General features: G+C 69.2%; 23 protein-coding genes and 1 pseudogene. 5 read left to right on the top strand and 19 right to left on the bottom strand.

Translation table 11 applies throughout. The annotated features are described in order from the left end of the window. Window positions 1–3 precede the first annotated feature (3 nt). Window positions 4–225: a hypothetical protein gene (locus tag ACGFW6_RS04345; RefSeq protein WP_393504499.1), complete on the top strand. Its 222-nt coding sequence runs from the start codon at window positions 4–6 to the stop codon at window positions 223–225. A 312-nt stretch (window positions 226–537) separates the two neighbouring features. Here the strand turns inward: ACGFW6_RS04345 and ACGFW6_RS04340 are convergent, their stop codons facing one another. The 10 genes from ACGFW6_RS04340 to ACGFW6_RS04295 form a co-directional block, all read right to left on the bottom strand. Further along, window positions 538–1320 (bottom strand): Fpg/Nei family DNA glycosylase, encoded by a 783-nt coding sequence (locus ACGFW6_RS04340; protein WP_393504497.1) that lies wholly within the window; start codon window positions 1318–1320, stop codon window positions 538–540. A 2-nt stretch (window positions 1321–1322) separates the two neighbouring features. After that, window positions 1323–2045 (bottom strand): UdgX family uracil-DNA binding protein, encoded by a 723-nt coding sequence (locus ACGFW6_RS04335; protein WP_393504495.1) that lies wholly within the window; start codon window positions 2043–2045, stop codon window positions 1323–1325. A 358-nt stretch (window positions 2046–2403) separates the two neighbouring features. Then, on the bottom strand, window positions 2404–2763 hold the full coding sequence (locus ACGFW6_RS04330) for a hypothetical protein (RefSeq protein WP_393504493.1): 360 nt from the start codon (window positions 2761–2763) through the stop codon (window positions 2404–2406). 715 nt (window positions 2764–3478) lie between these two features. Next, the gene (locus ACGFW6_RS04325; protein WP_393504491.1) at window positions 3479–5530 is read right to left on the bottom strand and encodes a CocE/NonD family hydrolase; all 2052 of its coding nucleotides are present in this window, start codon (window positions 5528–5530) and stop codon (window positions 3479–3481) included. A gap of 16 nt (window positions 5531–5546) precedes the next feature. Further along, entirely contained in the window at window positions 5547–6842 is a 1296-nt protein-coding gene (locus ACGFW6_RS04320) for an acetyl-CoA carboxylase biotin carboxylase subunit family protein (protein WP_393504489.1), read from the bottom strand. A gap of 342 nt (window positions 6843–7184) precedes the next feature. Next, the gene (locus tag ACGFW6_RS04315; protein ID WP_393504487.1) at window positions 7185–7868 is read right to left on the bottom strand and encodes a DUF6766 family protein; all 684 of its coding nucleotides are present in this window, start codon (window positions 7866–7868) and stop codon (window positions 7185–7187) included. 1288 nt (window positions 7869–9156) lie between these two features. Then, window positions 9157–9411, bottom strand: coding sequence for a DUF4253 domain-containing protein (locus tag ACGFW6_RS04310; protein ID WP_393504485.1), 255 nt, complete (start codon window positions 9409–9411; stop codon window positions 9157–9159). A gap of 473 nt (window positions 9412–9884) precedes the next feature. Continuing rightward, on the bottom strand, window positions 9885–11084 hold the full coding sequence (locus ACGFW6_RS04305) for a PP2C family protein-serine/threonine phosphatase (protein WP_393504483.1): 1200 nt from the start codon (window positions 11082–11084) through the stop codon (window positions 9885–9887). 705 nt (window positions 11085–11789) lie between these two features. Further along, window positions 11790–12029 (bottom strand): ANTAR domain-containing protein, encoded by a 240-nt coding sequence (locus ACGFW6_RS04300; protein ID WP_393504481.1) that lies wholly within the window; start codon window positions 12027–12029, stop codon window positions 11790–11792. Window positions 12030–12237: 208 nt separating this feature from the next. Beyond that, window positions 12238–12873, bottom strand: coding sequence for a maleylpyruvate isomerase family mycothiol-dependent enzyme (locus tag ACGFW6_RS04295; protein ID WP_393505083.1), 636 nt, complete (start codon window positions 12871–12873; stop codon window positions 12238–12240). Between the two features lie 102 nt (window positions 12874–12975). Here ACGFW6_RS04295 and ACGFW6_RS04290 point away from each other — a divergent pair, with 102 nt between their 5' ends. After that, window positions 12976–13416 (top strand): MarR family winged helix-turn-helix transcriptional regulator, encoded by a 441-nt coding sequence (locus ACGFW6_RS04290; protein WP_393505082.1) that lies wholly within the window; start codon window positions 12976–12978, stop codon window positions 13414–13416. Window positions 13417–13529: 113 nt separating this feature from the next. Here the strand turns inward: ACGFW6_RS04290 and ACGFW6_RS04285 are convergent, their stop codons facing one another. Next, window positions 13530–13976: a hypothetical protein gene (locus ACGFW6_RS04285; RefSeq protein WP_393504479.1), complete on the bottom strand. Its 447-nt coding sequence runs from the start codon at window positions 13974–13976 to the stop codon at window positions 13530–13532. An 83-nt stretch (window positions 13977–14059) separates the two neighbouring features. Here ACGFW6_RS04285 and ACGFW6_RS04280 point away from each other — a divergent pair, with 83 nt between their 5' ends. Continuing rightward, on the top strand, window positions 14060–14737 hold the full coding sequence (locus ACGFW6_RS04280) for a helix-turn-helix transcriptional regulator (protein WP_393505080.1): 678 nt from the start codon (window positions 14060–14062) through the stop codon (window positions 14735–14737). 49 nt (window positions 14738–14786) lie between these two features. Here ACGFW6_RS04280 and ACGFW6_RS04275 read toward each other — a convergent pair whose 3' ends face one another. Genes ACGFW6_RS04275 through ACGFW6_RS04260 form a run of 4 tightly spaced genes read right to left on the bottom strand, consistent with a single transcriptional unit; the run spans window position 14787 to window position 17545 of the window. Then, window positions 14787–15659: an SDR family oxidoreductase gene (locus ACGFW6_RS04275; RefSeq protein ID WP_393504478.1), complete on the bottom strand. Its 873-nt coding sequence runs from the start codon at window positions 15657–15659 to the stop codon at window positions 14787–14789. Beyond that, the gene (locus ACGFW6_RS04270; RefSeq protein WP_393504476.1) at window positions 15656–16666 is read right to left on the bottom strand and encodes an iron-containing redox enzyme family protein; all 1011 of its coding nucleotides are present in this window, start codon (window positions 16664–16666) and stop codon (window positions 15656–15658) included. Before ACGFW6_RS04270 ends, ACGFW6_RS04275 begins: the two co-directional genes overlap by 4 nt. Beyond that, window positions 16663–16878, bottom strand: a complete 216-nt coding sequence (locus tag ACGFW6_RS04265) for a CDGSH iron-sulfur domain-containing protein (RefSeq protein ID WP_393504474.1) — start codon at window positions 16876–16878, stop codon at window positions 16663–16665. The genes ACGFW6_RS04270 and ACGFW6_RS04265 overlap by 4 nt, the downstream gene beginning before the upstream one ends. After that, window positions 16862–17545, bottom strand: coding sequence for a HemK2/MTQ2 family protein methyltransferase (locus ACGFW6_RS04260; protein WP_393504472.1), 684 nt, complete (start codon window positions 17543–17545; stop codon window positions 16862–16864). The genes ACGFW6_RS04265 and ACGFW6_RS04260 overlap by 17 nt, the downstream gene beginning before the upstream one ends. 322 nt (window positions 17546–17867) lie before the next feature. On the opposite strand from ACGFW6_RS04260, the gene ACGFW6_RS04255 reads away from it, so the two are divergent. Together ACGFW6_RS04255 and ACGFW6_RS04250 are read left to right on the top strand one after the other, a co-directional pair. Beyond that, a complete protein-coding gene (locus ACGFW6_RS04255; RefSeq protein ID WP_393504470.1) occupies window positions 17868–19022 on the top strand; it encodes an aromatic acid exporter family protein in 1155 nt (384 codons plus the stop codon). A 904-nt stretch (window positions 19023–19926) separates the two neighbouring features. Next, window positions 19927–20091: pseudogene (locus ACGFW6_RS04250) on the top strand (pirin family protein); the annotation flags it as partial. 171 nt (window positions 20092–20262) lie between these two features. Here the strand turns inward: ACGFW6_RS04250 and ACGFW6_RS04245 are convergent. From ACGFW6_RS04245 to ACGFW6_RS04230, 4 genes are all read right to left on the bottom strand, one after another. Beyond that, a complete protein-coding gene (locus tag ACGFW6_RS04245) occupies window positions 20263–21513 on the bottom strand; it encodes an NAD(P)/FAD-dependent oxidoreductase (protein ID WP_393504468.1) in 1251 nt (416 codons plus the stop codon). Window positions 21514–21693: 180 nt separating this feature from the next. Next, the gene (locus ACGFW6_RS04240; RefSeq protein ID WP_393504466.1) at window positions 21694–22584 is read right to left on the bottom strand and encodes a YihY/virulence factor BrkB family protein; all 891 of its coding nucleotides are present in this window, start codon (window positions 22582–22584) and stop codon (window positions 21694–21696) included. Between the two features lie 436 nt (window positions 22585–23020). Next, window positions 23021–23680, bottom strand: a complete 660-nt coding sequence (locus ACGFW6_RS04235; protein WP_393504464.1) for a fasciclin domain-containing protein — start codon at window positions 23678–23680, stop codon at window positions 23021–23023. A gap of 31 nt (window positions 23681–23711) precedes the next feature. After that, entirely contained in the window at window positions 23712–24104 is a 393-nt protein-coding gene (locus tag ACGFW6_RS04230; RefSeq protein ID WP_393504462.1) for a hypothetical protein, read from the bottom strand. Window positions 24105–24261 lie beyond the last annotated feature (157 nt).

Raw genomic sequence — 24261 nt, 5'->3', positions numbered from 1 at the left:
AACGTGGTCGAGCATATCGGTGTGCTGGCTCCTGACTCGGTGGCCCGCATGCCCGATTACCAGGCGGCCGCGGTGCACGCCCAATCGCAGATCCGTGCCTTCCTGGCCGCCACCGGGCTCGCCGATGAGATCGCAGAGGACGGCGTCAGTTCTCGTGCCGGGGAACGGTCCGCACAGTTTTCCGACACCGACTGGAGCCGGTGCGTCTGGATGACTCCATACTGAGCGACCGAGCCGAAGTCATCGTCAGGGTGGTTGCCCGTTGTCCACGGCTGAGAGGCTGCTGAGCTTCCGTCTATGCTCCGGCGCCGCTCCGTGTCAGCTGAGGGTGTGCGCGGCATACAGCGCGCCCAGGTGCGGCGAGTGTGCCGAGGAGAAGGCGCAGAGCTGCCTCGGGCAGGTGGGGCTGGAGGCGAGACCTCGGGCTCGACGGCCATGGGTGAGACGGCGGGACCGATTTCCCCGGCGACTGGGCATTTCAGGTCGGTGGAGTGGGCGAGGACGCCGCGCGCCGTCGGGCTGAGCGCGGCCCTGCGATCAGTGCTGGCAGTGTTCGCACCAGACGGTACGTCGGCCGGCAACGCGGCGTGCCCGCAGCCCTCGGCCGCAGCGGGGGCAGGCCGGTTCGCGGTCGTCGCGATGACCCGTGAGCCAGTTTCGCCTCGGCGGTACGCACCCGGCGCGGATAGCAGTGGCGAGCACGCCGCGCATCGCCGTGAACACATGACGTGCCTCTGTGTCGTCAAGGGCCCTCGCCGGTCGCCGGGGCACCACTCGGGCCCGCCAGAGGATCTCGTCGCTGAGCAAGTTGCCGAGACCGGCGATGAGGGACTGGTCCATCAGCACGCCCTTGACCGCGCCCCGTCGCTCGGCGAGAAGGTCCACGAAGTCCTCGCGGGTCATATCCAGGGCGTCAGGACCGAGCCGGTCCAGCAGTCGCGCCAGCGCGCTTTGATCCATGGTCAGCCGTATGCCCTGGAGTTTGCGCTGGTCGCGGTAGCGCAGTTGACGTTCGTCATCGAGAGTCAGGACGACCCGGTCATGAGCGACCGGCGGTTCGTCCGCTCCCGCGCAGATCAGTTCGCCAGTCATGCCGAAGTGCCAGACGAGAGCGGGCCCGTCAGAGAATGGGACGACCAGCAACTTCCCGTGACGCCATGGCCGACCGAGGCGCTGCCCCTCCACCTCCCCGCGTAGGCGTCGGGCGCTGACTCCGCGCAGTACGCCCGTGTCGCGCACCTCGACCCGCTGGACGCACCGGCCGCTGCCACATCCGTCCAGTACCTCACGGAAACCCTCGACATCGGGCAACTCCGGCATGTCTAACTCCTGGTGCCGTTCTCGGCTTGTCGGCCGGACCTGTCGCCGCCTCCCAGCAGGTCGGCCACGATGCCTAGATCGGCGACAAGGCCGTCGTAGACACGTGTGCGGTCGGAGTCGTCGGCGCGCAGCACGGCGGACGGATGGATCGTTGCCACCAGCCCGCTGATCCCTTTGGCACCGCCCGTATCGTCTTCGTCGCCGAGGCCGGGCCAGGGCAGCAGGGCGCCTCGCTGCTCCGTCACCCGGAATCCCGAGCCGAGCAAGGCCTTGCCCGCCGTCCCGCCTAGCGCGACGACCACGTCTGGTTCCACGACTCTCAGCTCGGCCATGAGCCAGGGCCGGCAGGCCGTCATCTCGCGGAGGGTCGGGGCCTTGTGGATACGGCGTTTACGGCCCTCGGGGATCGTGAACTTGAAGTGCTTGACCGCGTTGGTCACGTATGCCCCATCCGGTTCGATGCCGGCGTCCGCGAGGGCGCGTCGCAGTACTCTGCCCGCAGGGCCGACGAACGGTTTGCCCTGGCGGTCCTCTTGGTCGCCGGGCTGCTCACCGAGGAGCAGGACGCGTGCGTCCGTGTGGCCCTCGCCGAACACGGTCTGGGTCGCGTCCTGGTACAGGGGGCACCCCCGGCAGTCCGCGGCCGCCTTACGCAGCCCTGGCAGCCGCGCGCGCCGTCCCGGGAGGAAGGGGGTCGCATCATATTCCTGACTGTTCCCCGTCATGGCTCGTCACCTTTTCTCCTTCGGGGCCGCTGCTCTGCGGTGGCCCTGCGGCCCCTCGACATCCAGTGGGAGTGGCATCGGCCGGCGCGAGCGGACCCGGTGGCAAAGCTCTGCGGATTCGCGGCGGCGTCCACGGCTGTGAGGACTGCGATCTTGAGGGCGCGGGTCGCTGCCGTACGCTCCCCGCCCTCCGCCCCGGCGATACCGATGGACTCGGTGCCATGGTTGACGAGGAGGACGCGGATCTCGTCGTACGGCTCCGTGGCGTCGAGGTACTGAGTGGGTGCGCCGCGGCAGGTCTGGGTGCTGAAGACGGCCCAGTCTGATGCTGCGGGGTATCCAGGGCGACCGGTGGTCCTCATGCTGCCGTCGTCCGTGCTGTGGCTGTCGCGATCGCTGTGTCGGCGCGGGCGGGGATGACCAGTCCGATGTCCCTTGTGCCGGCGCCGACCGCGAGGAGGCGTCGAACGTGGGCATCAGGGGTGGCCACGAACGTCACGAGGCCGAGGTGGCTGCACAGATGGTGGGCTCGCAGGACCACGCTGAGCGCTGCCTGGGTCGGTGAGGGCTGGTCGAGGAGGATCACGACGGAGGCAGGCTTGTGCCCCTGGACGAGATCGCTGATCTGAGCGAGCAGGGCGGCCCTCATGGCAATGCCGGGGTCCTCGTGCATTGTGATGACGAGAACACCTTGCTCGAAGGCGTGGGTCATCATCATGGGTCGGTCCTTTACCCACCAGAACAGGACATATTCGGACTACCCTCTTATTGAGTTTTCAATACGACACGTGGCCATGCGGCGGCAAAAGCATGAGGTGGGCTCGCGACGGGACATGCTTGCTCGACCCGCGTCGTGCTCGCGCGCCCCGCGGCCCCCAGTCGGCGGCAGCGCGCCGGAGCGCACCGCGACCAGGCCGTTCAGTGAACCGCTCAATCAGGTGGCGGCGCTCGCGCGGCAGGTGATGTCCACTATGGTGACTCGACCACCGGAGCGGGCCGCCACCATCGTGAGAAGGTCGCTCCCGGTGCCGAGAGTCTGCCACTGCGGTGATCGCCTTGTGGTGCTTCGCCCGACCCAGGAGTTAGGCGCCGATCTGCGGGGGATAGGTGCCCCGAAGCCACATGGTCGTGGCGAGAGGATGATCTTCCTCGTCCGTCTCGGACATCGTCGCGCCCATGCGCTTGGCCACAGCCATACCGAGCTCCTGGAGTCGGAGATATTGATCATCGCTTCGCCCAGGGGCGTTACTCGCCGCAGATGACTTCGATGGGGGCGGCGTAGTGGTCGGACCGGAGGCCGTGGCGGCCACGGCCAGGGTCCGCCCCTCTCCTGCCCCGCAAGGCGCGGACTGGTTCCAGCGACGGAGGCAGCTAGGGCCAGGGCACCTTGAAGTAGTTCAACAGTGCAGACCGGCAACGTACTGCACCGAGTTCTACAGCAAATCCCGCGGCACGGTCTCGTTCCAGGTGCGCGAGAACACCCGACGGTCGGCCTCGTACGCGTCCAGGCTTGCGTCCACGAAGAAGCTCGTTTCGTTGCAGCTGAGCTGGGTGCGCGTTACGACGCGTACGTCCCAGTCGTCGCGCCGGAAGCGCATGGTCCACGTGGACGAGCCGTTGGCCGAGGTGAAGTCATCGGCAACCGTCGTGTAGCGCTCGTGGGCACGGCGGCCCGCCTCGAGCCCGATGTCTTCGAAGCGGACCGTGCCCCGGTCCTTCACGATGTCCAGCTCGGCGTGATAGCCGACCAGGTCCCGCTTGACCTCCCAGCGCTCCTCGGGCGGCGTCACCTGGCTGGTGGCGAGCGGTGGCGCGCCCTCGGGCTCGCCGAAGGGGGCCGACGGCACCTCGTCGGGTTCGTCCACCGGCCTCACGGGCAGGGTGAGTGTGCTGGAGCGCTCATGGACGCTGAGCAGTGCGGGCTTCGGCGGCGGCCAGGCGAGTGGCCAGTAGGACGTGGAGAGGGAGAGCCTGATGCGGTGGCCCGGCGGGAACGCCTGCGCCACTCCGTTCAATGGGATGGTGGCGCGGTAGCGCCGTCCCGGTTCCAGAGGCTCGGGAGCCTCTGGACTGTTTCGGCGGGTGAGGTTCAGCAGGCCGTACGAGACACGGGTCGCGGCGCCGTCCGGGCTGACGTCGGACAGGCGCGCGGCCACCATGGCGACCGGTTCATCGGCCGACAGATCGAGCTCCACGCTCGGCGAGCCGAGTATCTCCAGCGGTTCGGCCAAGGGCTCGCTGTCGAAGACGAGTGAACCGCCGTCCTCCTCGCGCTGGTCGTACGGCAAATCCGGAGGCGCGTTGTAGGAGGCCCACTTGCCGGCGAACTGGCCTACGGACAGCGGTGACTGCACGGTCATCGTGTCACCGTCGTGCGTCTGGACCGGGTCCGCTGTGTCCGCCGCGTCCCGCGGAGGTTCGATCGTGTGACGGGTGAGCGCATACGCGACCGGCCGGATGTGGGGAGAGGGCCATTCGGGCTCCCCAACCCAGCGTCCCGGCCGCTCTTCGTAGGAGGTGGAGGGCGGCACGCTGTCCTGCATCCACGCCCGCAGCATGGGACCGTCCATCACGCCGTTGTCGACGCCCTTGAGCCAGTGGTCCCACCACCGCACGACCTCCTGGAGGTAGCCGATGGCGGGGCCGGGCTCCCCGAGGTGGGGGAACTTGTGCGACCACGGACCGATCAGACCCTTGCGTGGCACGTCCAGGTGGCCGAGCAGCCTCGTCACGGCGTTGGAGTAGCCGTCCGCCCATCCGCTGGAGGCCAGGACCGGGCAGCGTACGCTGCTGTAGTCCTCGCACACCGAGGCGTGGCGCCAGTAGTCGTCGCGGCGCTGGTGGCGCAGCCACGGAAGGACCCAGGGCTCGGTGTGCTCCAGTCGTTCGTGCCACATCTCGCGCCAGTGGTCGCCCACGACGGCGGGGTCGGGCGGGCAGGTGGCGTAGGCGAACATGGTGCCCGCCTCGGCCAGGCTGTCCGACAGCAGGGCGCCGCCCATGTAGTGCATGTCGTCGGCGTGTCGGTCGTCGGTGAAAGACGCGATGACGATGGCCTTCAGGCTGGGTGGGCGGCGAGCTGCCACCTGGAGTGCCGCGAACGCACCCCAGGAGATGCCCATCATCCCCGTGCCGCCGTCGCACCATGGCTGCTCCGCCAGCCAGGCCAGGACCTCCTCGGCGTCGGCCTGCTCGCGTTCCAGGTACTCGTCCCGCAGCACGCCTTGCGAGTCGCCGGTGCCGCGCAGGTCGACGCGGACGCAGGCATAGCCGTGTCCGGCGATGTAGGGGTGGTGGATCGAGTCCCGTACGGCCGTCAGGTCGCGCTTGCGGTACGGGATGTACTCCAGCACCGCCGGCACCGGCTCGTGGTCAGAGGAGGTGGGACGCCAGATGTGCGCGGAGAGCCGGACCCCGTCGGACATGGGAATCGTGACGTGTTCTTCTTCCTTGGTCACGTACGGCAGGTTGGTCACATAGTGCATCGGACCGACGTCCTCCTTACTCGCGCGGGACTTCGTCAAAGGTGAGGCTCAGGGCCGCCACGCATTGGTCGTACTTCTCTCGCAGCTCCTCCTCGCTCGCCCCTCCCGTGAAGATGTGCGCCAACTCGAAGCTGTAGCTGTCCTGTTGGGGGAGCTCCGAGAGCCGGCTGCCCTTTTCGGGGATCACCTCGACCCGTACACCCGGTATCTCCCGCTCGATGCGGGCGATGTCCTCGGGCCCGGGGACGTGGCACAGCACGCCGTCGGTGAACCAGCGGTGGTACCACTTCGCAGCCATCGCGTACGGGCCCTCACGGTGCGGCATGCGCGGGTCCTCGCCGAGCGCGAGGCTGACCATGCAGTGGTGGTTGGGCACGCCGTCGACGTACTGAAACAGCTCGGCGTGCGACTGGGAGTGCCGGGGGTTGATCTCCAGCAGGTTGATCTGGCGCGTCCGCGGGTCGTAGAAGTATTCGACGCTGAAGGTGGCCGAGTCCATGCCGATGCGCCGCATCACGCGCTCGGTGACGTCGTGGAGCTGCGCGATGACCGGCTGGGGCAGCATTGAGGGGTACTGGTGGCGCAGGAAGGAGCGGGAGTCCGGGTAGTTGATGGAGTCCAGGACCCCGTAGACCGTGACCTCGCCCTGGTGGACATAGCCCTCCACGGCCACCTGGACGCCGGACAATGCTTCCTCGGCGAGGCAGACCCGGCCGCCGACGCCATCCATCTGTGGGGGCAGGTCGACGCGTTCAAGGATGTTCTCGAAGGGGCGGCCGATGCGGGCGATTCCCTCGCGGATCTCGGAGACGGCCGTGCGGAACTCCTGCTCGTCGCGGACTCCGAAGGCGAGTTCGGAGGAGTACGACAGGGCTGGCTTGACCCACATCGGGAACCCGACATCCTCCGGTGGGCGTGGCGGCTCGGCTGTCAGGTCGACCCTGTCGAAGCGTGGGTGCCGGTCGGTGACCTCCTGCTGCTCCAGCCGGCTCCAGTACTTGTGCTCGCACTTGACCACCGACTCCAGGCTGGTGCTGCGGGTGCCGTAGCGTTCGCTGAGTATCGGGACGAGGGTGCTGGCGGGGAAGTCCCAATAGCCGACGATTGCGTCGATGCTGCCGTCGAAGGCATCCAGCATGCCTTGCGCTTTCTCGATCAGGGCGGGCAGATCCACCTCGCCGAGCTGTAGCTCCTCGATCGTCAGCAGCTGGTGGAAGCGCAGTGAACGTGCTCCCGGCACCTGCTTCAGCGTCGGCAGATTGGCCTCGTCGAGTCCGATCACGAAGACGTTCTTCACCTTTTCGCCAGGCACGGTTCTCCTTCCGAGTGGTCCGGCTCAGGGGCCGGTCTCCCAAGATCGTCGGAGTACCCGTTCGCGCGGCGGTCAATCTGGCTCGGACCGCCCTCGGCATGGCGGAGCGACGGCCAGGCACGGGGTGCGCGCCTGGCGCCGTAGTCCGCGTCGAGGCGCTCTGCTCCGCCTGTGGAGGACACCTCACATGAGGCAAGCCAGTCGTGCAATTCATCTGTGTCCACATCGTCGGACGCAGCCAAATGGCCCGGTGCGCTGCCCACTTTCTCGACGGCGTCGCCCCTCTCGGCATCCGCCTCCCCCTTGGCGGCCGTGGAGACCTACGGTCCGTCGGCTGAACGTCTATCCCTCGACGCCGGTCGAGGTATGGGCCGCGCCTACTGGCTTGGATTCGGGGGAGCCTCTTTGGCGCAAGTACACCGAGAGGATGGCCATCGATGCGACTGCCAGGAGTTCGGACTGCCAGTTCTGCAGGGTGCGATTCCAGAAGTCGGCGGAGCCGAGGTACTGCGTCCACGGGATGGGGGCCTGCAGATCACGTAGGTGCTGCTCGTTGTAGGCGGCTGAACCGTTGATGGACTGGGCAAGCCAGGACCACACGAAGATTGCGGCCATAACGGTGCCCAGGGAGCGTGAGTACAGTTTCTGGCGCCACCCCCTGTCGGCGGCCCACCGAGGCGAGTGAGTTCCGGCATGTTCGCCGACCCTTTGCTCGTGGTTGCTCTCCACGCCGGCCTTGTGGAGTTCTTTCGATTCCGGTGAGCCGCGTTGAAGCAGCCATACAGTGCCGAAGATATAGAGGAAGAATTGCAGATACTCCGACTGCCAGTTCTCGGTGACATCAACGGCGAAGTCGGAGGTCGCAAGATATTGCCAGAAGCTCAGCGGATGCAGTCCCTGGGCTACGAGTTGATTGTTGAAGTCTGCGTGGCCGGAGACGGCTTGCCCGGTCAGAGTGAGCAAGAACCCGGTACCGAAGGCGAGGGTGAGGCTGTTGTGCTTCACGAACTGGGTCAGGGAGCTCATCGCTGCATCAGCCCAATGGCGGTGAAATACGCCAGGCCGGCTCCGACCGTCAGCAGCAGCAGAGTGAACAGGACGCGCACGGTCCGGTCACCCGCCCTTGACCTGGCAAGCGTAGGGCTGATGAGGGCGCGGCACACAGCCGGCTGCGGTGATCCTCCAACCGGCGGGGAAGGAGGACAGGAACAGAGTGTCGGCAGTGAGGACAGCCCGGGCCTGCTGCCCATACACCTCAATACTTTGCAGTGCCCCCGCCCCCGGCAGCTGCGAGTCGAGAATGGCCTTGGCGCACGAGGTCTTCGCGGACTGCTCGAGTTCCTGGCGCGTTTCCGGGGCCAATGCCGCGCAGGCGCGCGCCCCATCGGAGTGACGAACGCTGTTCGCGAAGTTCTCGGCGGCCGCCGACGCCGCCGTCTCACGCTCGCCAGGGGTGCTGCAGCCGGTGAGGACAGCGCACGCGAGGGCGAGCAGCGCTGCGCATCTCGACTGTGGCAAGGAAACCTCCACTCGGAAACCGGGCCTGTCGAGCCATGCTGATGGGGCGCGGGTGCATCGAGCGGGAGCCGCTCCGACCGCTGGGTCAACCTCGTGCGTTTGGGCTATGCGGCCAGCAGCACGATCCTGCCGTTCAGGCGCTTATCGATCAGCGCGGCGGAGCGAGCCGTGGGGCGGACCAAGCCATGGCTGGTCGAGGAGCGGAGCCGGGAGGCCGGTCTGATGCTCTCCCACGACACGGCCTGGCAGGCCCTCGGCCCCATGTTCAACTCGCGCTCCCGTTCAGCGGTGTCCACTCGCCCGCAGTCGACGCGCCGCCCCGGATTCTGTCGAGCAGCATCGTCAACTTGCGCGTGGCCTGGCGCCAGCCCATCAACCGCTCGAACTCTTCTGCGCCCCGGGCCGGCTGTCGTTCCGGGCCGACTGCTCCTGGCGCCGGGCATGTCGGTCGGTGAGTATGGGTGGGCTGACTGTGGCTGCCTCACCAAGCAGCGCCCCGCCGAGAGCACCGGCCAACCCGTACCTCGCTTCTGACACAAAGTCATGGTGCCGCGCCGAGCCCATCTGTCTGGGCAACCACTGCATGATGATGTCTGAGCTCTCCACTGCGCGGCCGTCGTGCGCGTAGTACTGAATCTGCCACGGAGGAACAGGCATCCCTGCGCGGCCTCATCACTGGCGACCTGGTCCTAGCCAACGAAGCGGCCGCGGGCCTCGACGGTGCCGTGCACCAGCAGCAGTCCGGAGTGAAACACGGTGTGTGCGACCAGCTCCCACAGCAAGCGTAATAGGTTTCTCAGTCCCACCAGAAAAACCAGGCACCGGTCGGGACCTGCCGGGAGGCGGCCTCGGGCAGCCCCCCGACGGCCTGGTCGAGGTCAGGACAGTAGGCGTAGTGCTCGATCGCGACCCGTGCTGTCTCGAAGGGGTCTGACGGGGGGTGCTCGACGGACAGCAGTACCGCATGGGACTCGAGGGAGCAGATCTCCTCTCCCCCGCGTGACCGGCGCTCACGTTTGAGGCGGGCCGACGGTCGCCGGCTCCCACACACTCCTGGATCTCACGGGGCACGACGCGTTCCATCGGCCACCGACACCGATTCTGGCTGGTGACAGAGTCGTATCACCAGGCCATTTCCCCGAGGGCGCCCGCAGCGCGCCGAAGCCCAACCCCTCGCCCGAGACGGAACTTGCCTTCTACGTCCGAGTTCCGCTTCCCGTCGTTCCGGTCAGTGCCTCGGCCAACGTCAGTCGGCAGGGCAGCTCTCGGGACCGGATGGTCTCGGAGACTTCGTCGTCTACGGCGTGACGCGGACGGTGCGGCCTCGTTGAGCAGCCCACCCCCCGACCGGGCCCCAGGTATGTCTGCTCTTCCTGGGGCCCGTGGTGTGCGTAGCGTGCTGATCCGTCACGTCCGGCTGCCATGGTGAAGGCGCGGATGGCGGGCTTGGGCAGGGCAGGTGCTGCTGCCTGAGGGACCTCGCTGTCGGGTGCCCGTTGGCGTGCTGTGTCTCGGGCGCTGCTGTCAGGTGGGGTGCCAGTGCGCGAGCAGCAGGGTGGCGTCGTCGCGCAGTTGATGGTCGTGGTGGATGTTCTGCAGGAGACGTCGCAGGGTTTCGGGCGCGTTGTCGCCTGAGGTCATGGAGCGGATGACGGTGTCGCCCAGGCGCTGTTCGCCGAAGAGGGTGCCTTCGGTCGTGCGGGCTTCGATGACGCCGTCGCTGTAGAGGAGGATGCGGTCGCCGGGCTGAAGGCGGGTGTGGTTCTCGGCGGGCGGATTGCCTGTGTCGAGTCCCAGGCCGAGGGGCGGCAGGGGGGAGCGTTCGAGGGCCTGCGGCAGGACGTGGCCGTCGCGGATCAGCAGCGGTGTGGGGTGGCCGCAGTTGATCCAGGTGAGCGAGCCGTCGGTGACATCGAGGCGAGCGATGACGGCGGTCATCATGCGGTCGGGGATCCACTGATTCAGCGTGTCGTCGATGGTGATGGCGATGTCGGTGAGGGTGCCGCCGTCGCGGTGGGTGGCGCGGGAGGCGGCAAGAGCGGCCGCGCTGGCGCCGCCGGAGGCCAGGTCGTGGCCCATGGCGTCCAGCAGGCTCAGGTGCAGGACGTTGTCGGTGAGGCTGTGGTCGAAAGCGTCGCCGCCAGCGTCGTAGGCAGGCTCCAGGAGAGCACTGGACGTGACCTGCCGGGTGCCGATGGTGCGCGGAGGCATGAAGGCCCACAGCAGCTCCGCCTGGATCGTCATGGCACGGGTGCGCTCTTGGGTGATCAGCTCTTCGGTATAGGTGGATTTGGACACCACCAGCAGTGCGACCACTCCTGCCAGTGCCGCCGAGGCTTCGAGCAGTTCAGGTTCCATGGTGGGAGCGGTGGCCTTCAGGACGCCGAGCCGTTCGACTCCGTCGATCAGCGGTACCCAGGCCGTGGCGCCGTCACGGGATGGCTGGGTTTCCTGGGTACGGTAGGCGAGGCCTGCCAGCGAACCGTCGATATCCAGCGTCGCGCCGCCGTCCGGCGCTGCGTCTGCGGACAGGGCGACCAGCCGGCTCTGCTGCAGATCAACCAGGTACACCCGCGCCCCTGACAGGCCAAGGTGGCGTCCCGCTGCCTCGACAAGCGATGGGATCTCCCCGGCGGACACACGGTGTGAGCGCGCCACAAGCTCTGACAATGCGGCATCACCGCTGGCCACAGTCGCTCCCGGTGCCCTGGGCAGCGTCCACATGCGCCGCCCTCTCCTCATACTCGCCGACGTGGCCATCGATGGCAGCCTGAGAGCGATTGGGCAGGGTGCAGTGGAACCCTCGCAGAGGTGGGGGTCAGGCGGCCCTCTTCTTGCGCCCGCCGGTCTGGGCGAGGCGTCAACCAGATAGTCCCGGCAGCTCTTAGACCGGCCTGCGACGTTGCGCTCGGTGGCCGGTTGGTACAACACCGCCTGGTTGAGTTTGCGCAGTTCGCCCTTGGTGACAGCGGTGCCCTGCACCGCCGACGAGGTCTTCTTGCCGCGGGACTGCTTTGCCGATGACTTACGTTCAGACTTGCTCTGCCGTGTCTTGCGCTTCGTGCCGCCAGCCTGCTCGGGACTGCTCTCGAGCACAGACGTCACGTCCAAGGTGTCGGCGCCTTTTCGTCGACCGCGTTCTCCTCGCCCTCCGACTTCACCAGTGGCTGCACCTGCTCCTGGAAGGTGTCGCGGTCGCGGGCCAGCTGCCGGGGCGCGCTCAGGGCGTCGATCAGTTGGACCCCACGGCATCCCGTTCTTTGCCTTCGGCGGCCCGCTGCGTGGGCAGCTCAGGTAGCTCCTTCCCCGGGTCGTGACCAGGTCCTGACGCCTGCATGCAGGTCGGCCCGCAGCAGCAGCCGGCGTTTGTTCCCCGTGGGCTCCGGCAGCGGAGCCCACGGGCTCTTTGGCGTCCAGACGGGAATGTGGCTACTCGTGTTCGGGTGTGGTGCCCGGGACCTGGGTGGGGCCGTTGCGGTCGAGAGCGTCTTCGAGTTCGGCGCGGATCGCGGAGGGAATCTGGCCCTCGCGTCCCCACAGCACGACCAGCTCGGCGACGCGGCGCGGCTTGATGTTGGTGTGCTGCGAGACCTCACGCAGCACGGCCCAATCCTGATCTGGGGTGACACGGCCCAGCGCCACCATCATTCCGATGGCCTGGTCCACCACCGTTCACCCGTACGGTCGCAGCCGTCGGTTCCCGGCGCATCCTGAACGAGGGGACTCCCGTTCGTGAGCTGGGCTTTTCGTCCTGGCCGACTGGCTGTTGCGGAGTATGTCCGACTGTGGTCATGCTGAGGCTCGCGCGGACTGCGATGGGCGTGAGCTGGTGGCGAGACGGCCGGTCTCTGAGTTCCCTCTGACCGTGCCGCAGCGCTCACTGCTCCGGTACGTCCGCCCTGGCTTGCCCGAACCATGTTTTCGCCGCCTCCGGACGCCCGGTGAGCAGCAGTAGAAGCGCGGCGATCGGGCCACGGATCTCCTCGCCCTCGCCGCGGGTCCATGCGATGTCGGTGGCGGCGAGCTTGTTGCGCGGCAGGGGCCAGGGCCGGGGCGGGAGCCGCATCGTCCACACGCGGTCGGCGGCGTCGCGGGCGCCTTCGGGCGGGATCTCGCGCATCCGGCCGAGTGCGAGGGCGATGTCCTGGCCGTGGACCAGTACGTCGAGGAGTGATTCGCGAGGCGTGGTGAGCACCGCCATGCGCCGGGAGCCGACGATTGAGCGGAGGTTGGCCACGATCTCGGTGATGGGCAGCTCTGCCTCGCGGATGGCGGAGTCGTGGATCATCCGGTCCAAGTTGCCACGGGCGCGCGCCGCTTCTCGCAGGACGGTCCGCAGCGGATAGCGGGCACCGATGGTCAGATGCGCGGCGACGTCCCGCACCCTCCAGTCGCCGCACGCGGTTGGCGTCTCCCACTCCTGAGCGCCCAGCCCGTCCAGCAGATCGGCCAGGCTCGCACGCTCACGGTCCACGATCTGCCAGAGCTCGTCCGTCCCCAGCACCGCGCCCATCGGGATCACCACCTACTCAAGTGGTAAGCTTCTCTGACTAAAGTAGTCAGAGAAGCTTACGAGTGTCAATGGGCGAGGCAGGGAGGGGGCGTGGCGTCGGCGATGGCGGCCGGGACCGAGCTCAACACGGGGCTACTCCTGTTCATCCCGTACCGCGCCCTGGAGACTCGTATATTCGCGGTGCTCGCCGAGGCCGGCTTCGACGACCTCACGCCCGCCCAGGCCCGGGTCCTCCAGCGTGTCGGTCCGGACGGCACGCGTCTGACCGAGCTGGCCGACCAGGCCCAGGTCACCAAGCAGACGGCCGGCTTCCTGGTTGATCAACTGGAGAAGGCGGGCTACGTACGCCGAGTGCCGGATCCGACCGACAAGCGCGCCCGGCTGGTGTGCCTGGCGAGCCGGGCGCTGGCGGCCAAGGAGATCGCCGACGGCGTGGTCGCAGAGGTCGAGCACGAGTGGGAGGCGCACCTCGGCAAGCGGCGCATGAAGCAATTGAGAGAAGCCTTGACTCTGCTTCGGGAGATCACCGACCCCTGGGCCTAGGGAGGTCGCATTACGCGTAGCTCCGCAGCAGCATGCGCAATGCGAGGTCGTTGACTTGGGACGCCGGGGGCGGTCACCCGGGCTTCGGCTCCCGGTGACCGCCCTCCCGTCCGTCACCGCCGCACAGTGCCGTGGTACCGCTGCGCCAGCCGTGCGAGTGCGACCGCGCCGAGCAGCAGGCCGAAGTCGCGAAGTGCGACGTCGTAGTAGTCAGGGATTGTCAGCAGGTTGATGATGATCCCCGCGAGCCAGCCGGCCACCAGCCAGCCCCCGAAGCGAGGGGCCACCGCGACGACCAGTCCGGCGATGATCTCGATGACGCCGACGGCGTGCATGGCGCTCTGTGCGCTGCCGGGGACCACGTCGTTGATCCACGGGGCGAGGTAGCCCGGCCAGTCGACGAGCAGGTTGGCGAATTTGTCGAGCCCGAACAGCACGGGGGCGACGGTGAACCCGACGCGGAGGATCCAGAAGGCCTGGTAGCCGGGGTCGGTGGTGATGGCTTGCCGCGCTGTGACGGGTGAGGCGGTTGAGGGTGCGGGTGCAGGAGCGGATGACATGACGCTCTCCTTCTATGAACAACTTCCCTTGTCGATAGAAGCGCATCCAGTTTCTTTAGTCAATGGCAGTGGGTTTTACACTGGTGTTCGTGGAGCACTCGAAGGAAGCACCCCGCGACGATCTCTCCGCCGTAGCGGCGCTGGACGAGCCGACGCGCCGTCGGCTGTACGAGCACGTGGCGCGCAGTTCCGGCGCCGTGGGCCGGGACGACGCGGCCGAGGCGCTGGGCCTGGCCCGGCAGACCGCGGCGTTCCATCTGGACCGCCTGGCCGACGAAGGGCTGCTGGACGTCGTCTACGAGCGGCGCAGCGGACGAAGCGGACCCGGGGCCGGGCGGCCGGCCAAGCTGTACCGCCGCTCCGAGCGGGAGGTCGGCGTCAGCGTGCCCGCGCGGCAGTACGAGATGGCCGGGCAGCTGCTGGCCGAGGCGGTGGAGGAGTCCGACAGCACCGGCGAACCGGTCCGCGCGGTGCTGTACCGCAAGGCGGCCGAGCTGGGTGAGCGGCTGGGCGGCGAGGCCATGACGGGCATCATCGACCTGCTTGAGCGGTACGGCTTCGAGCCGCGCCGTGAGGGGGAAACCGTCGTCCTCGGGAACTGTCCCTTCCACCTGCTGGCGCGCAAGCACGTCGAAACGGTGTGCGGGATGAACCTCCACCTGTTGCGCGGAGCGCTCGCCACCTCTGGAGACACCGCCTACCAGGCATGCCTGGCGCCGGCTCCCGGTCGCTGTTGTGTGGTGCTGGAGCCGGCTTCCTGAGACTTCGGGCCGGAGTCGGCGCACTCAGGCGCAGGTGGGGAAGGGCCGGTCAGGGCAGGGGAGTACCTCCGGTGGCATTGAGGATCTCCGCCGTGATGAAGCTGGCGCGCGGCGAGGCGAGGAAGACGTACGCGGGTGCCATCTCGGCGGGTTGGGCGGGTCGGCCCAGCGGGGCCTGCTTTCCGAACTCGACCGTGTCCGGCATCGTCGCCGGGATCAACGGCGTCCACACCGGGCCGGGTGCCACCGCGTTGACCCGTATGCCGTCACCGGCCACCATCTGCGCGAGCCCCTGTGTGAAGGTCACGATGGCGCCCTTGGTCATCGCGTAGTCCAGCAGGTGTGGGCTGGGCTTGTATGCCTGCACGGATGCGGAGTTGATGATGGAGCCGCCCGAGGGGATGTGCGGCAGGGCCATCTTGCACAGCCAGAACATGCCGTAGAGATTCGTCCGTACGACACGGTCGAACTGGTCCGTGGAGATGGCTTCTATGCCGTCCGGCTGTGACATCTGATAGGCGGCGTTGTTGACGAGGACGTCGATACGTCCGAATTCGTCGACGGCGCGATCCACCAGCTGCCGGCACGCGTCCTCCGTACGGATGTCGCAGGGCACGGCGACGGCCTTGCGGCCCGCCTCCTCCACGAGGGCGGTGGTCTCCTCGGCGTCCTCCTTCTCGTCCGGCAGGTAGGTGAAGAGCACATCGGCGCCCTCGCGGGCGTAGGCGAGCGCGACGGCCCGGCCGATGCCGGAGTCTCCGCCGGTCACCACAGTCTTGCGATCGGCGAGGAGACCACTGCCTTCGTAGGAGCCCTCGCCGTGGTCGGGCGGCGGGTCCATGGGGCCGGTCCAGCCCGGGTGTTGTTGATCCTGGGCGGGAAAGTCGGGGCGGGGGTGCTTCTGAGTGGGGTCCTGGGTCATGTCTGCCGGCCTCCTTCGGCGTCGTTCAACGGCATACGCAGGGCGCTGTGCTGCTGTCTCCAGGCCTTGAGCAGATGGGCGCTCAGCCGGTCCTCGAGGAAGCCGGTGGCGTGGACGCCGAAGGCGATGTCGGGCCCCAGGTGCGGCTCGTCGGCCAAGAGTCCGCCGACCACCTCGTGGCGTACGACCTGCTCGTGCACCGCGTCCGCTGTCACGTGCTCGTCGTAGAAGCGCTGGGCGGCCGCACCCGCGCCCATGCGGCGCAGCGCCGCGGCCAGTCGGCGGGAGCCCGGCGACGACGTCACCTCCACTGTCGCGAAGTGGCCGACGAGCGCGCCGCGCAGGGCCCGGCGCAGTCCGAACAGGGACATCAGGTTCACGGTGGCGAGGGCTTCGGCGGGGGCGGCGTCCAGGTAGTGGCCGTAGGCCGTCTCCAGGCCGAGGTCATCCATCAGGTTGGAGAAGAGCCGGGCGTGGATCTCCTCCGCTCGGCCGGCGCCGAACTCGTCGTACTCGATCGCCACCATGCCCGCCTTGGCCCGGCCGCGCAGCCGTGGGATGACCCAGGCGTGCGGGTCGGCCTCCTTGAGGTGGTAGAGGGAGCGCATGGCGGCGTACTCGCGGAAATGCCACAGCTCGCCGTCCCGTTGCAGGTGATGGCTCACGCTCGCGTCGTCGTGCCCCGCCGGTTCCACCAGCAGGGCGCCCAGCGCCTGTTCGGCGTCGGTGTGCGGCTGCGGGACGTTGCTGCGCAGGGCGTCGAGGAACCGTTGCTCCAGGGGCCGGCGCACGGCCAGTAGGTTCGGGTCCCATTCGCGGTCGTCCGGTACGCCCTCGAAGCCGTGGTAGTGGAGTTCGTAGAGCATGTAGAGGGCGAGCTGCAGGTCGTCGCCGTACGGGTCGCAGGCGTCGCGGGGTGGGGCCAGTGGTCGGCCCTCTTGCAGCCCGCTGAGCACAGCGGCGGACAACTCGCCTCGGGCAGTGGGGAGTTGGGGTGCGGTCGTCACTTCGGGTCCCGGTCCGGCTTCGTACGGCGGCGGTGGCTGGTGTCGCACCACGGGTACGTACGGCTGCGGCGGCACGTGCAGATCGCGGCCATGAAGCGCCGGGAAGTGGCGTGGCTGCCGTCGGCGAGCTGCACCTCCACCGGGCCCTCCACGAGAAGCGGGCCGCCGGGCTCGACGGTCGCGCGGCGCGGACGCTCAGGCGTGTTCGGCACGGATCACCACCAGTTCCTCTCGGTTCTCGGCGAGGCCGACCAGGCCTTCCTGGACGAGCCATCGCTTCCGGGACCGCAGTACCGGGCCGTACGGCACCGTGGCGCGATCCGTGACGCAGGCGCGCAGCCCGGCGTCCGACAGGCGTCGGAGGGTGGTTCGGCTGTCGCACAGGCCGGAGTGCACCATCAGGAGAACGCCGCCGGGGCGCAGGACACTTGGCGCGGTGGTGCAGATCCGGTCCACCAACGCGCGCCCGTCCCGGCCCGCCTCCCAGGCCCGGGAACGGCCGCGGAGGGGCAGTCGGGCTGCGGGCGACGGTACGTAGGGCGGATTGCTGACCACGAGGTCGTACGAGCGTCCCGGCACCGCGTCGGCCAGGTCGCCGCGACGGACGCGGACTCGCCGGCGGGCCAGCAGTGCGTTGATCCGCGCGGTGAGCACGGCCAGCCGGGAGATGTCGACGGCCGTCACCCGAGCGCCCAGCCGCGCGGCCTGTATAGCGAGGGCGCCGCTGCCGGTTCCCAGGTCCAGTACCTCGGTCGCGGAGCCGACGTTCTCCCGGCCCAGGGCGCGCGCCAGCAGGCCGGTGTCCCACTGCGGGGTGTAGACGCCGGGCGGCGTCCAAGGGAGAACCGGCGGGGCGAGCGCCACTGTGTCAGCCGTCATCACACATCTCCGTTCCGCGGGGCGCCCACAGCGGGGCATCGGTCGCACACCTTCCTCACCCTGTTCTGCTCCTCATCACCGAGATTCACCATGTGATGACTTATGGGTAACAGTGCGGATGTGCGCCGGAATGCTTCACCGCGCTGGGTGCCCAGCCCTCGGTGATCCACACACATTTCGAGCGTGTGCTGTCTTTCCGGCGCCGCACGGTGACGTCACTCGCGTCGTGCGGTGATGCCGGAGATCGTGAAGATGGCGGGTCGGAGAACTTGAGTGGCCTGGGCGTGTGTGTTCCCACCTCTGGAGTGGCACCTGCTGTCCCATGGAGTGGGTGCGCAGTGCGACAGAGCAGGTCCGGCGCCGCACCGCGGCAGCCGCGCTCGCGGTGCGGCACGCGTGGGCGGGGCCGGGCCCCGAGCGGGACATGGCGGTGCAGGCAGGGAAGGCCGCGCTGGCCGCCTGGGTGGCGTGGGCGGTCGTGGGCTGGTGGCTCCAGGCCCCGATGGCGTTCGTGGCGCCGTGGGTCGCGGTCCTGCTGGTGGAGTCGACGGTGTACCGGTCGATGGCCCACGGACTGCAGCAACTCGCGGCGATCGCGGTGGGCACGGTGATCGCGACGGCGGTGGCCCTGCTGCTCGGCAGCACGATGGTCACGATGGCCCTCGTCCTTCCGGCAGTGCTGCTCCTGGGGCAGTGGCAGCGCCTGGGAAGCCAGGGCATCTACGCCGCCACCGGTGCGCTGTTCGTGCTGACCGGTGGTCAGGTGACCGTCACCTCGTCGGCCGCACGCATCGCCGAGGCGGTGTTCGGCGCCTTGGTCGGCGTGGTGGTCAACGCGCTGATCCGCCCGCCGGTGTACTGGCGCGACGCCCGCTCCGCGCTGGAACACACCGCCGGAGAGGCGCAGAAGATCCTGACCGCGGTGGCCGACGGCCTGGCCACGGGGGAGTGGGACCGACACGTGGCCCGGGACTGGCACGAGCGCGCGTTGCGCCTGAGTCGGCTGGTCGACCAGACCCGGTCCGCGATCGGCTGGGGCCACGAAAGCATGCGCGGCAATCCGAGCGCGCGCCGTGCACGGACTGCTCACCCGTCAGCCGAGGCGTACGCGGATGCAGTGGTCGTGCTCGACTACGTGGCCGTCCACACAGCGGGCGTGACCCGGACGGTGTGGGAGGCCGCCGACAGCGTGAAGGCGGTTCCGCCGACCGCCGGGCTCACCCGTGCCTACGCGCGTTTCCTGCGCCACACCGCACACACCATCGGGCTGTACGGCCGGAGCCGGCTCGCCCCGGACGGCCACGACGGCTTGGCCGTGGAACGGCTGCGGGAGGCGGTCGAAGAGCTGCACGGGACGCTCGAGGAGTTCCGCGGGCAGCTGCCGCGGGGCATGCCCGACGACCCGGACGCGCTGGTGATCTACGGGACTCTGCTGGCGCAGGCGCATCGCCTGACCGATCAGCTCGTCGCTGTCTGACGCCGGCGGCCGCCGTGGTGTGACGCTCAATGCTGCGAGGAGGCCGGCTTCGTTCGGGCGAGACCCAGCGGCGGCAGTGACCTGCTCGGTGATGCGGTAGACGTCGTCGGCGACGATGTTGTTGAGGTTGACCGCGAACGCCTCACCGTTGCGCATGCCGCACCCGCTCATCAGATCGGCGACCAGTAGGAAGCTGTCGTCGCCGGCGGTGCGTATCTGACCCAGCTGCTCGGGGGAGGGGATCACCACTCGCTTGGGGTCGTACTGGGGCGGCTTGATGCCGGCCACCGGGTTGTCGTCGAACAGCCCGAGCCGGTTCGCGTCCAGCAGGATCGCCTTCAGCTTGTCGTAGGCGTTCGCCTGAGCGGCCAGGCCGATGCCATTACGTTCCATGCTCTGCAGGAACCCCTCGACCACCTTGTGGTCGAAGGAGTTCATCCGCCGGCTGCCCAGCAGCGGCAGCAGATGGATGTTCAGCAGCGACTCCAGGTGCACCACAGACGCCGGCCCCAGATCCCGCTGCCCGGCCTTCCACTCGCCGGCGTACTCCTCAAACCGCACCGCCCCGTACCGGGCGATCCGCTCCGCCTTCGCCTGGCCCCGCGGGGCCGCCTTCCTCGCCTTGTAGATCTCCGTCAAACGCTCGATGGCCGCATCCTGGGTCGCGAACCCGGACTCCTCCAACTGCCGCCCCGCCGCCGACCGGTACCGGGCCTTGTAAGGGTGAGGGCACTTCGACCACCGCGACCGCGGATGCTCACACTCCTTGAAAAACGAACCCATCCCACGAACCAGGACAGCGGAACCCATGGTTGCTGACTCCTCCACGACCGATGCTGGCAGCTTGCTGACCCTCACCGGCTCGGTACAGCGCTGACCTGCACTGATGCGCGCAGGATCCGCTATGTTCTGGAACTGGATCGGGCGCACCCAGGCGGAGATCGAGCAGGCCCGCGAGGACTGGATGTGGGGCTCACGCTTCGGCGAGGTGAAGGGGTACGACGGGGATCCGCTGCCGGCCCCCGACCTGCCGCCGGTGGCTCTGAAGCCGCGGGGAAGGGTCCGCTGACCCCGGCGGACGGCGGGATCGCCGATCGACGGGCGGGTGGCGTGCCGCCGCGGCTCGGCCCCTGCCCGTCGGCCCCACGCGGGAAGGCGGCCGGGGCCGACGCCGCTTCGCCGTCCGATGCCGAGCGGTCCCTCGTCCCACCGTCCGCGGCAGGACAGTCGCCCACCCTTGTCAGCGGCCTGCCGAATCAGCCCTGACCTCCCTGGCGGCGCGGGTCCCCGAGGCCAGCGCCCCCTGTACCGATCCGGTGGCCCGGTGATCACCGCACACGTACCGGCCCGAGCCGAAACGGGTCGGGCGGCTCAGCGGCCACGGCGGCCGCATGACGGGCAGCGCGTACGGGACGGTGCAGGTGCCCACGTGGCGCCATCCGCTCGTATCGGCGTCGTACATCTCGGCCAGGCGCCGCAGCACGGCATCCTGGGCGCCCGGTTCGTCCGCGGCCGGCACGGACGTCGAGACCAGCGAGGTTCCGGGCGGCGCGTAGGAGGCGGCCACCTCCGTCAGGACGCACGTGTTGAGCACCGAGCCGGTGCCGTCCACCAGGAGGGTCGGCTCCGTCATGGGCCTGGTGTCGGCCGCGTGGTAGTAGGTGGTGACCGTCCGTCCGTCGGGCACGGGCAGCCCCGGCAGCAGGCGGGCCGCCGTGGCCCCGTCCGTGGCGACCACGACGGTCGGCGCCGTGAGTTCCTCCCCGTCCGCGAGCAGCACACCCGACGCGGTCACGTCCGCGACGGGTGTCTCCAACCGCAGGACGCCGTCGGGCAGGTGCCGGGCGAGCTGGGCGGGTACGGCGCCGATCCCCTCGGCCGGCAGGCACAGGGTTCCGCGGACCATGCTCCGCCAGACCAGGTGGAAGAAGCGGGCCGACGTCTCCAGCCGGTCCTCCAGGAACACACCGGACAGGAAGGGCCTCAGCAGGTCGTGCACCGTGGCGTCCGACAGCCCTGCCCGGGTGAGGGAGGCCGCCACGGTGCTGTCGGTCCGGCGCTTGAGCAGCCGGGCGGGCAGCAGCGCGTCCGCGGCCGTGATCGCTGCCAGCGCGGCCAGATCGCGGGGCGGCAGGGCGTGGCGCTTCAGCAGGGAGACCGCGGCCTTCCGGTCACGGGTGGGATCCGTGAGCCGTACGGGCCCGGAGGGAGTGTGCGCGACGAAGCCGGGAGTGAAGGGGCGCAGCCTCAGCCCTCGAAGATCCATACGGCGTTTCACCTGCGGGTAGGCGGTGTTGAAGACCTGGAACCCGCGATCGAGCAGGAAACCGTCCCGCGTGTCCGTTCTCATTCGCCCGCCGACGCCGTCCGACGCCTCCAGAAGGGCCACGCGCCGGCCGGCGCGGCAGAGGTCCAGAGCGCAGGCGAGTCCGGCGAGCCCCGCACCCACCACAACGGTGTCGAGCCGTCCGTCCCGACGACGAAGGGTCATCGTGCTCCTCCTCGGTCTCGGCACGGGCGCCTCGGGTCGGCGCGGCGCCAGTTCACAGCATCACGTCGTCGCACCGAACGCCAGGCGCCATGGCGGCCGCGCGGCGAAGGGCTCCGCCCTGTCACCCCGTCACCGCAGATTCAGGCGCCCCGGAGGCAGCCGACCGCCGCCCCAGGACGGCTACGACACCGTGGACTTCCCCGCGCTCCGTTCCTTGGACCCCGCGAGTTCCGCGGCGAACTGTGCTCCCGTCAGCAGCGCCAGGTTCGACAGCCACAACCAGACCAGGAAGACGACGACGCCCGCCAGCGAGCCGTACAGCCGGTTGTAGGCGGCGAGCGTCGAGGCGTACAGGGAGAAGCCGGCGGACACGGCGAGCCACAGCGTGGCGGCCAGCACCCCACCGGGCAGGCTGTGCGCGCGGCGGCGGGCTGTCGCCGGACCGGTGTGGAAGACCACCACGACCAGCAGGGCGACGAGACACACCAGCAGGGGCCAGCGCAGCAGGCCCCACACCCAGGCCGCGGTGGCGTCCACACCGAGCGGGCGGCCCACGGCCTGGGTGAGCGGGCCGCTCAGTAGCAACGTCAGCGTGCCGACCAGGAGCAGTCCGACCAGCGCGAGAGCCGTGAGCACGATCCGGTGCGCCGTGCGCCAGGGCGAGCGGCGGTCCTCGACGCGGTGCATGTGGTGCAGGGCGCGGCGGAACACGGCCAGATAGCTGGCGGCCGACCACAGCGCGCTGGCCGCGCCGATCGCCATCAGGGACCAGGCCGCGCCGCCCCTGCTCAGCGCCCGGGTGAGGACGGCGTGCAGCTCGGCACCGGACTGCGCCGGCGCGTACGTGGTGACGTGGGTGACGAACTGCTCGGCGGTGTCGGGGCTGATCATCCCGAACGCCAGGACGGTGGCCGGCAGCGCCGGAAGCACGGCCAGGATCGAGTAGTACGTCAGCGCCGCCGCGTAGTCCGATATGTCGTCGTTCCACAAGGACAGCGGCGTGCGCCGCAGCGCCGGCCACCAGGCCGTGTGCGGCCGTGTCCGGCCGGCGGCGCCGGCTTCAGCGGACATGGGGCGTGCGGTGCGAGGCCGCGCTCGCCGGATCCTGGCACGGATGGTGCCGGGCGCCACGGCCGGCTCTGCTTCCGCCGCCAGGGCTCGTGGTCCGGACAGGGACGTCGCACGGGCGGACAGGACTTCGGCCAGGGCTCCGCCGCTCTCGAGCCGGCGGCCCGATGCCCGGCCCGGGCCGCCGAGCGCGGCCATGAGCCGGACGGCCCGGAACCCGCCGGCCAATGCCTGGGCCGTGCCCGCGCCCGTCCCCACCCACGGGGTCCTCATACCGATCCGCCTCTCACCCGGTTCCGCTCCTGTCATTCCTCGTGCCCGGGAGCCGCCGCTCCACGCAGGTCACGTCGGTGGCCGTGCGCGGCCGGGGTCCTGTCGCCGGATCCACCGTCGTGACGGCCGGACACCACGGGTGCGGTGTCCGGCAGGCGGGTGCGTGTCAGCTGCTGGGCATCAGCACGGTGTCGATGATGTACACGTTGGCGTTGGCGGTCTTGACGTTGCCGCACACGACCTTGGCGGAGTCGTTGACGGTGTAGGTCTCGCCGGAGCCGGAGGTGTTGAGCTTCGACTTCTCCAGCGTGTCGAAGGAGCCGTTCTCCAGATCCTGCGGCGTGAGCTTCTGGCCCACGACGTGGTAGGTGAGGATCTTCGTCAGCTGGGCCTTGTCGTTGAGGACCTTGTCCAGCGTCGCCTTGGGAATCTTGGCGAACGCGTCGTTGGTCGGCGCGAACACGGTGATGTTCTGGGCGTTGTTGAGGGTGTCGACCAGGCCGGCCTTCTTGACGGCCGTCACCAGCGTGGACAGTGCCGGGTTGTTGGAGGCGGCGGTGGCGACGGGGTCCTCGGCCATGCCGTCGAAGGAGCCGGCGCCGCTCGTCGGAACGGCGGAGCAGGCGGGTCCGAACGGCTCGTCCGCGGAGGCGGTGCCGCCGGAACCCGTCATGCCCGGGTCCGATGTGGAGGCGGACGCGGACGCCTTCGACGAGGAGTCGGACTTCGCGGAGGCGCTGCCGCTGTCGGAACAGGCACTCAGAGCCAGCGGCAGGACGGCCGCGGCGGCCAGGGTGACGGCGGTGCGGCGGATACGGGTGTTCATGATGTGTCTCCTGTTCACGGGAACTGCCTGATCAGGGGGGAGGGCTCGCGGAAGGCGGCTCGGGGGTGTCCGCCGGCGCGCCGATCGCACCGAACTGCATTGACCCCGCACGCCCGGAGCGCCTGAAACGCGGCGCGACCATTCCCGGCAGCAGCACGAAAAGAGCCCGCGCCGTCAGAATTCCGAGCGGGAGAACGAGTTTGTCGTCAGTGCCGAATTGGCGGATCGCCCAATCCTTCACCGTGGCGGGCGTACGGTCGATCGCGGTGCCACCGACGGCCACGACGGGACCGGCCTGCGGGCGGACCGCGCCCGCCACCAGCCCGGCAACCGCGAGCGCGGCGAAACCGGTCAGCACACCGCTGAGGGCGCCCAGCGCCACCAGGCCGGGCTGGATCCGGTATTCCTTGTCGGTTTCGGTCACGTGGGGAATCCGGCCCCGGAGCCCCGGTGGATTGGTCTCTCCCACGATCGGATTAATTTTTCTCCCGGGCCCATCCAAAACGGCTCCGGCTACGGATCACACGAAACTGCACTGTTTTCGCGCCCCGTATCCGTGCTCGGTACGGGAGAGCTCAGCA

Source organism: Streptomyces sp. Y7, assembly GCF_043195415.1.
GTDB lineage: Bacteria > Actinomycetota > Actinomycetes > Streptomycetales > Streptomycetaceae > Streptomyces.
This window is presented reverse-complemented; position numbering and strand designations above follow the sequence as displayed.

Bases quoted from the DNA above. Each gene is read 5' to 3' on its own strand.
- ACGFW6_RS04315 (WP_393504487.1), bottom strand. From the start codon at position 7,868: ATGAGCTCCCTGACCCAGTTCGTGAAGCACAACAGCCTCACCCTCGCC.
- ACGFW6_RS04340 (WP_393504497.1), bottom strand. From the start codon at position 1,320: ATGCCGGAGTTGCCCGATGTCGAGGGTTTCCGTGAGGTACTGGACGGA.
- ACGFW6_RS04325 (WP_393504491.1), bottom strand. From the start codon at position 5,530: ATGCACTATGTGACCAACCTGCCGTACGTGACCAAGGAAGAAGAACAC.
- ACGFW6_RS04335 (WP_393504495.1), bottom strand. From the start codon at position 2,045: ATGACGGGGAACAGTCAGGAATATGATGCGACCCCCTTCCTCCCGGGA.
- ACGFW6_RS04295 (WP_393505083.1), bottom strand. From the start codon at position 12,873: ATGGGCGCGGTGCTGGGGACGGACGAGCTCTGGCAGATCGTGGACCGT.
- ACGFW6_RS04330 (WP_393504493.1), bottom strand. From the start codon at position 2,763: ATGATGATGACCCACGCCTTCGAGCAAGGTGTTCTCGTCATCACAATG.
- ACGFW6_RS04275 (WP_393504478.1), bottom strand. From the start codon at position 15,659: ATGACCCAGGACCCCACTCAGAAGCACCCCCGCCCCGACTTTCCCGCC.
- ACGFW6_RS04260 (WP_393504472.1), bottom strand. From the start codon at position 17,545: ATGACGGCTGACACAGTGGCGCTCGCCCCGCCGGTTCTCCCTTGGACG.
- ACGFW6_RS04290 (WP_393505082.1), top strand. From the start codon at position 12,976: ATGGCGGCCGGGACCGAGCTCAACACGGGGCTACTCCTGTTCATCCCG.
- ACGFW6_RS04255 (WP_393504470.1), top strand. From the start codon at position 17,868: ATGGAGTGGGTGCGCAGTGCGACAGAGCAGGTCCGGCGCCGCACCGCG.
- ACGFW6_RS04305 (WP_393504483.1), bottom strand. From the start codon at position 11,084: ATGTGGACGCTGCCCAGGGCACCGGGAGCGACTGTGGCCAGCGGTGAT.
- ACGFW6_RS04285 (WP_393504479.1), bottom strand. From the start codon at position 13,976: ATGTCATCCGCTCCTGCACCCGCACCCTCAACCGCCTCACCCGTCACA.
- ACGFW6_RS04240 (WP_393504466.1), bottom strand. From the start codon at position 22,584: ATGTCCGCTGAAGCCGGCGCCGCCGGCCGGACACGGCCGCACACGGCC.
- ACGFW6_RS04245 (WP_393504468.1), bottom strand. From the start codon at position 21,513: ATGACCCTTCGTCGTCGGGACGGACGGCTCGACACCGTTGTGGTGGGT.
- ACGFW6_RS04235 (WP_393504464.1), bottom strand. From the start codon at position 23,680: ATGAACACCCGTATCCGCCGCACCGCCGTCACCCTGGCCGCCGCGGCC.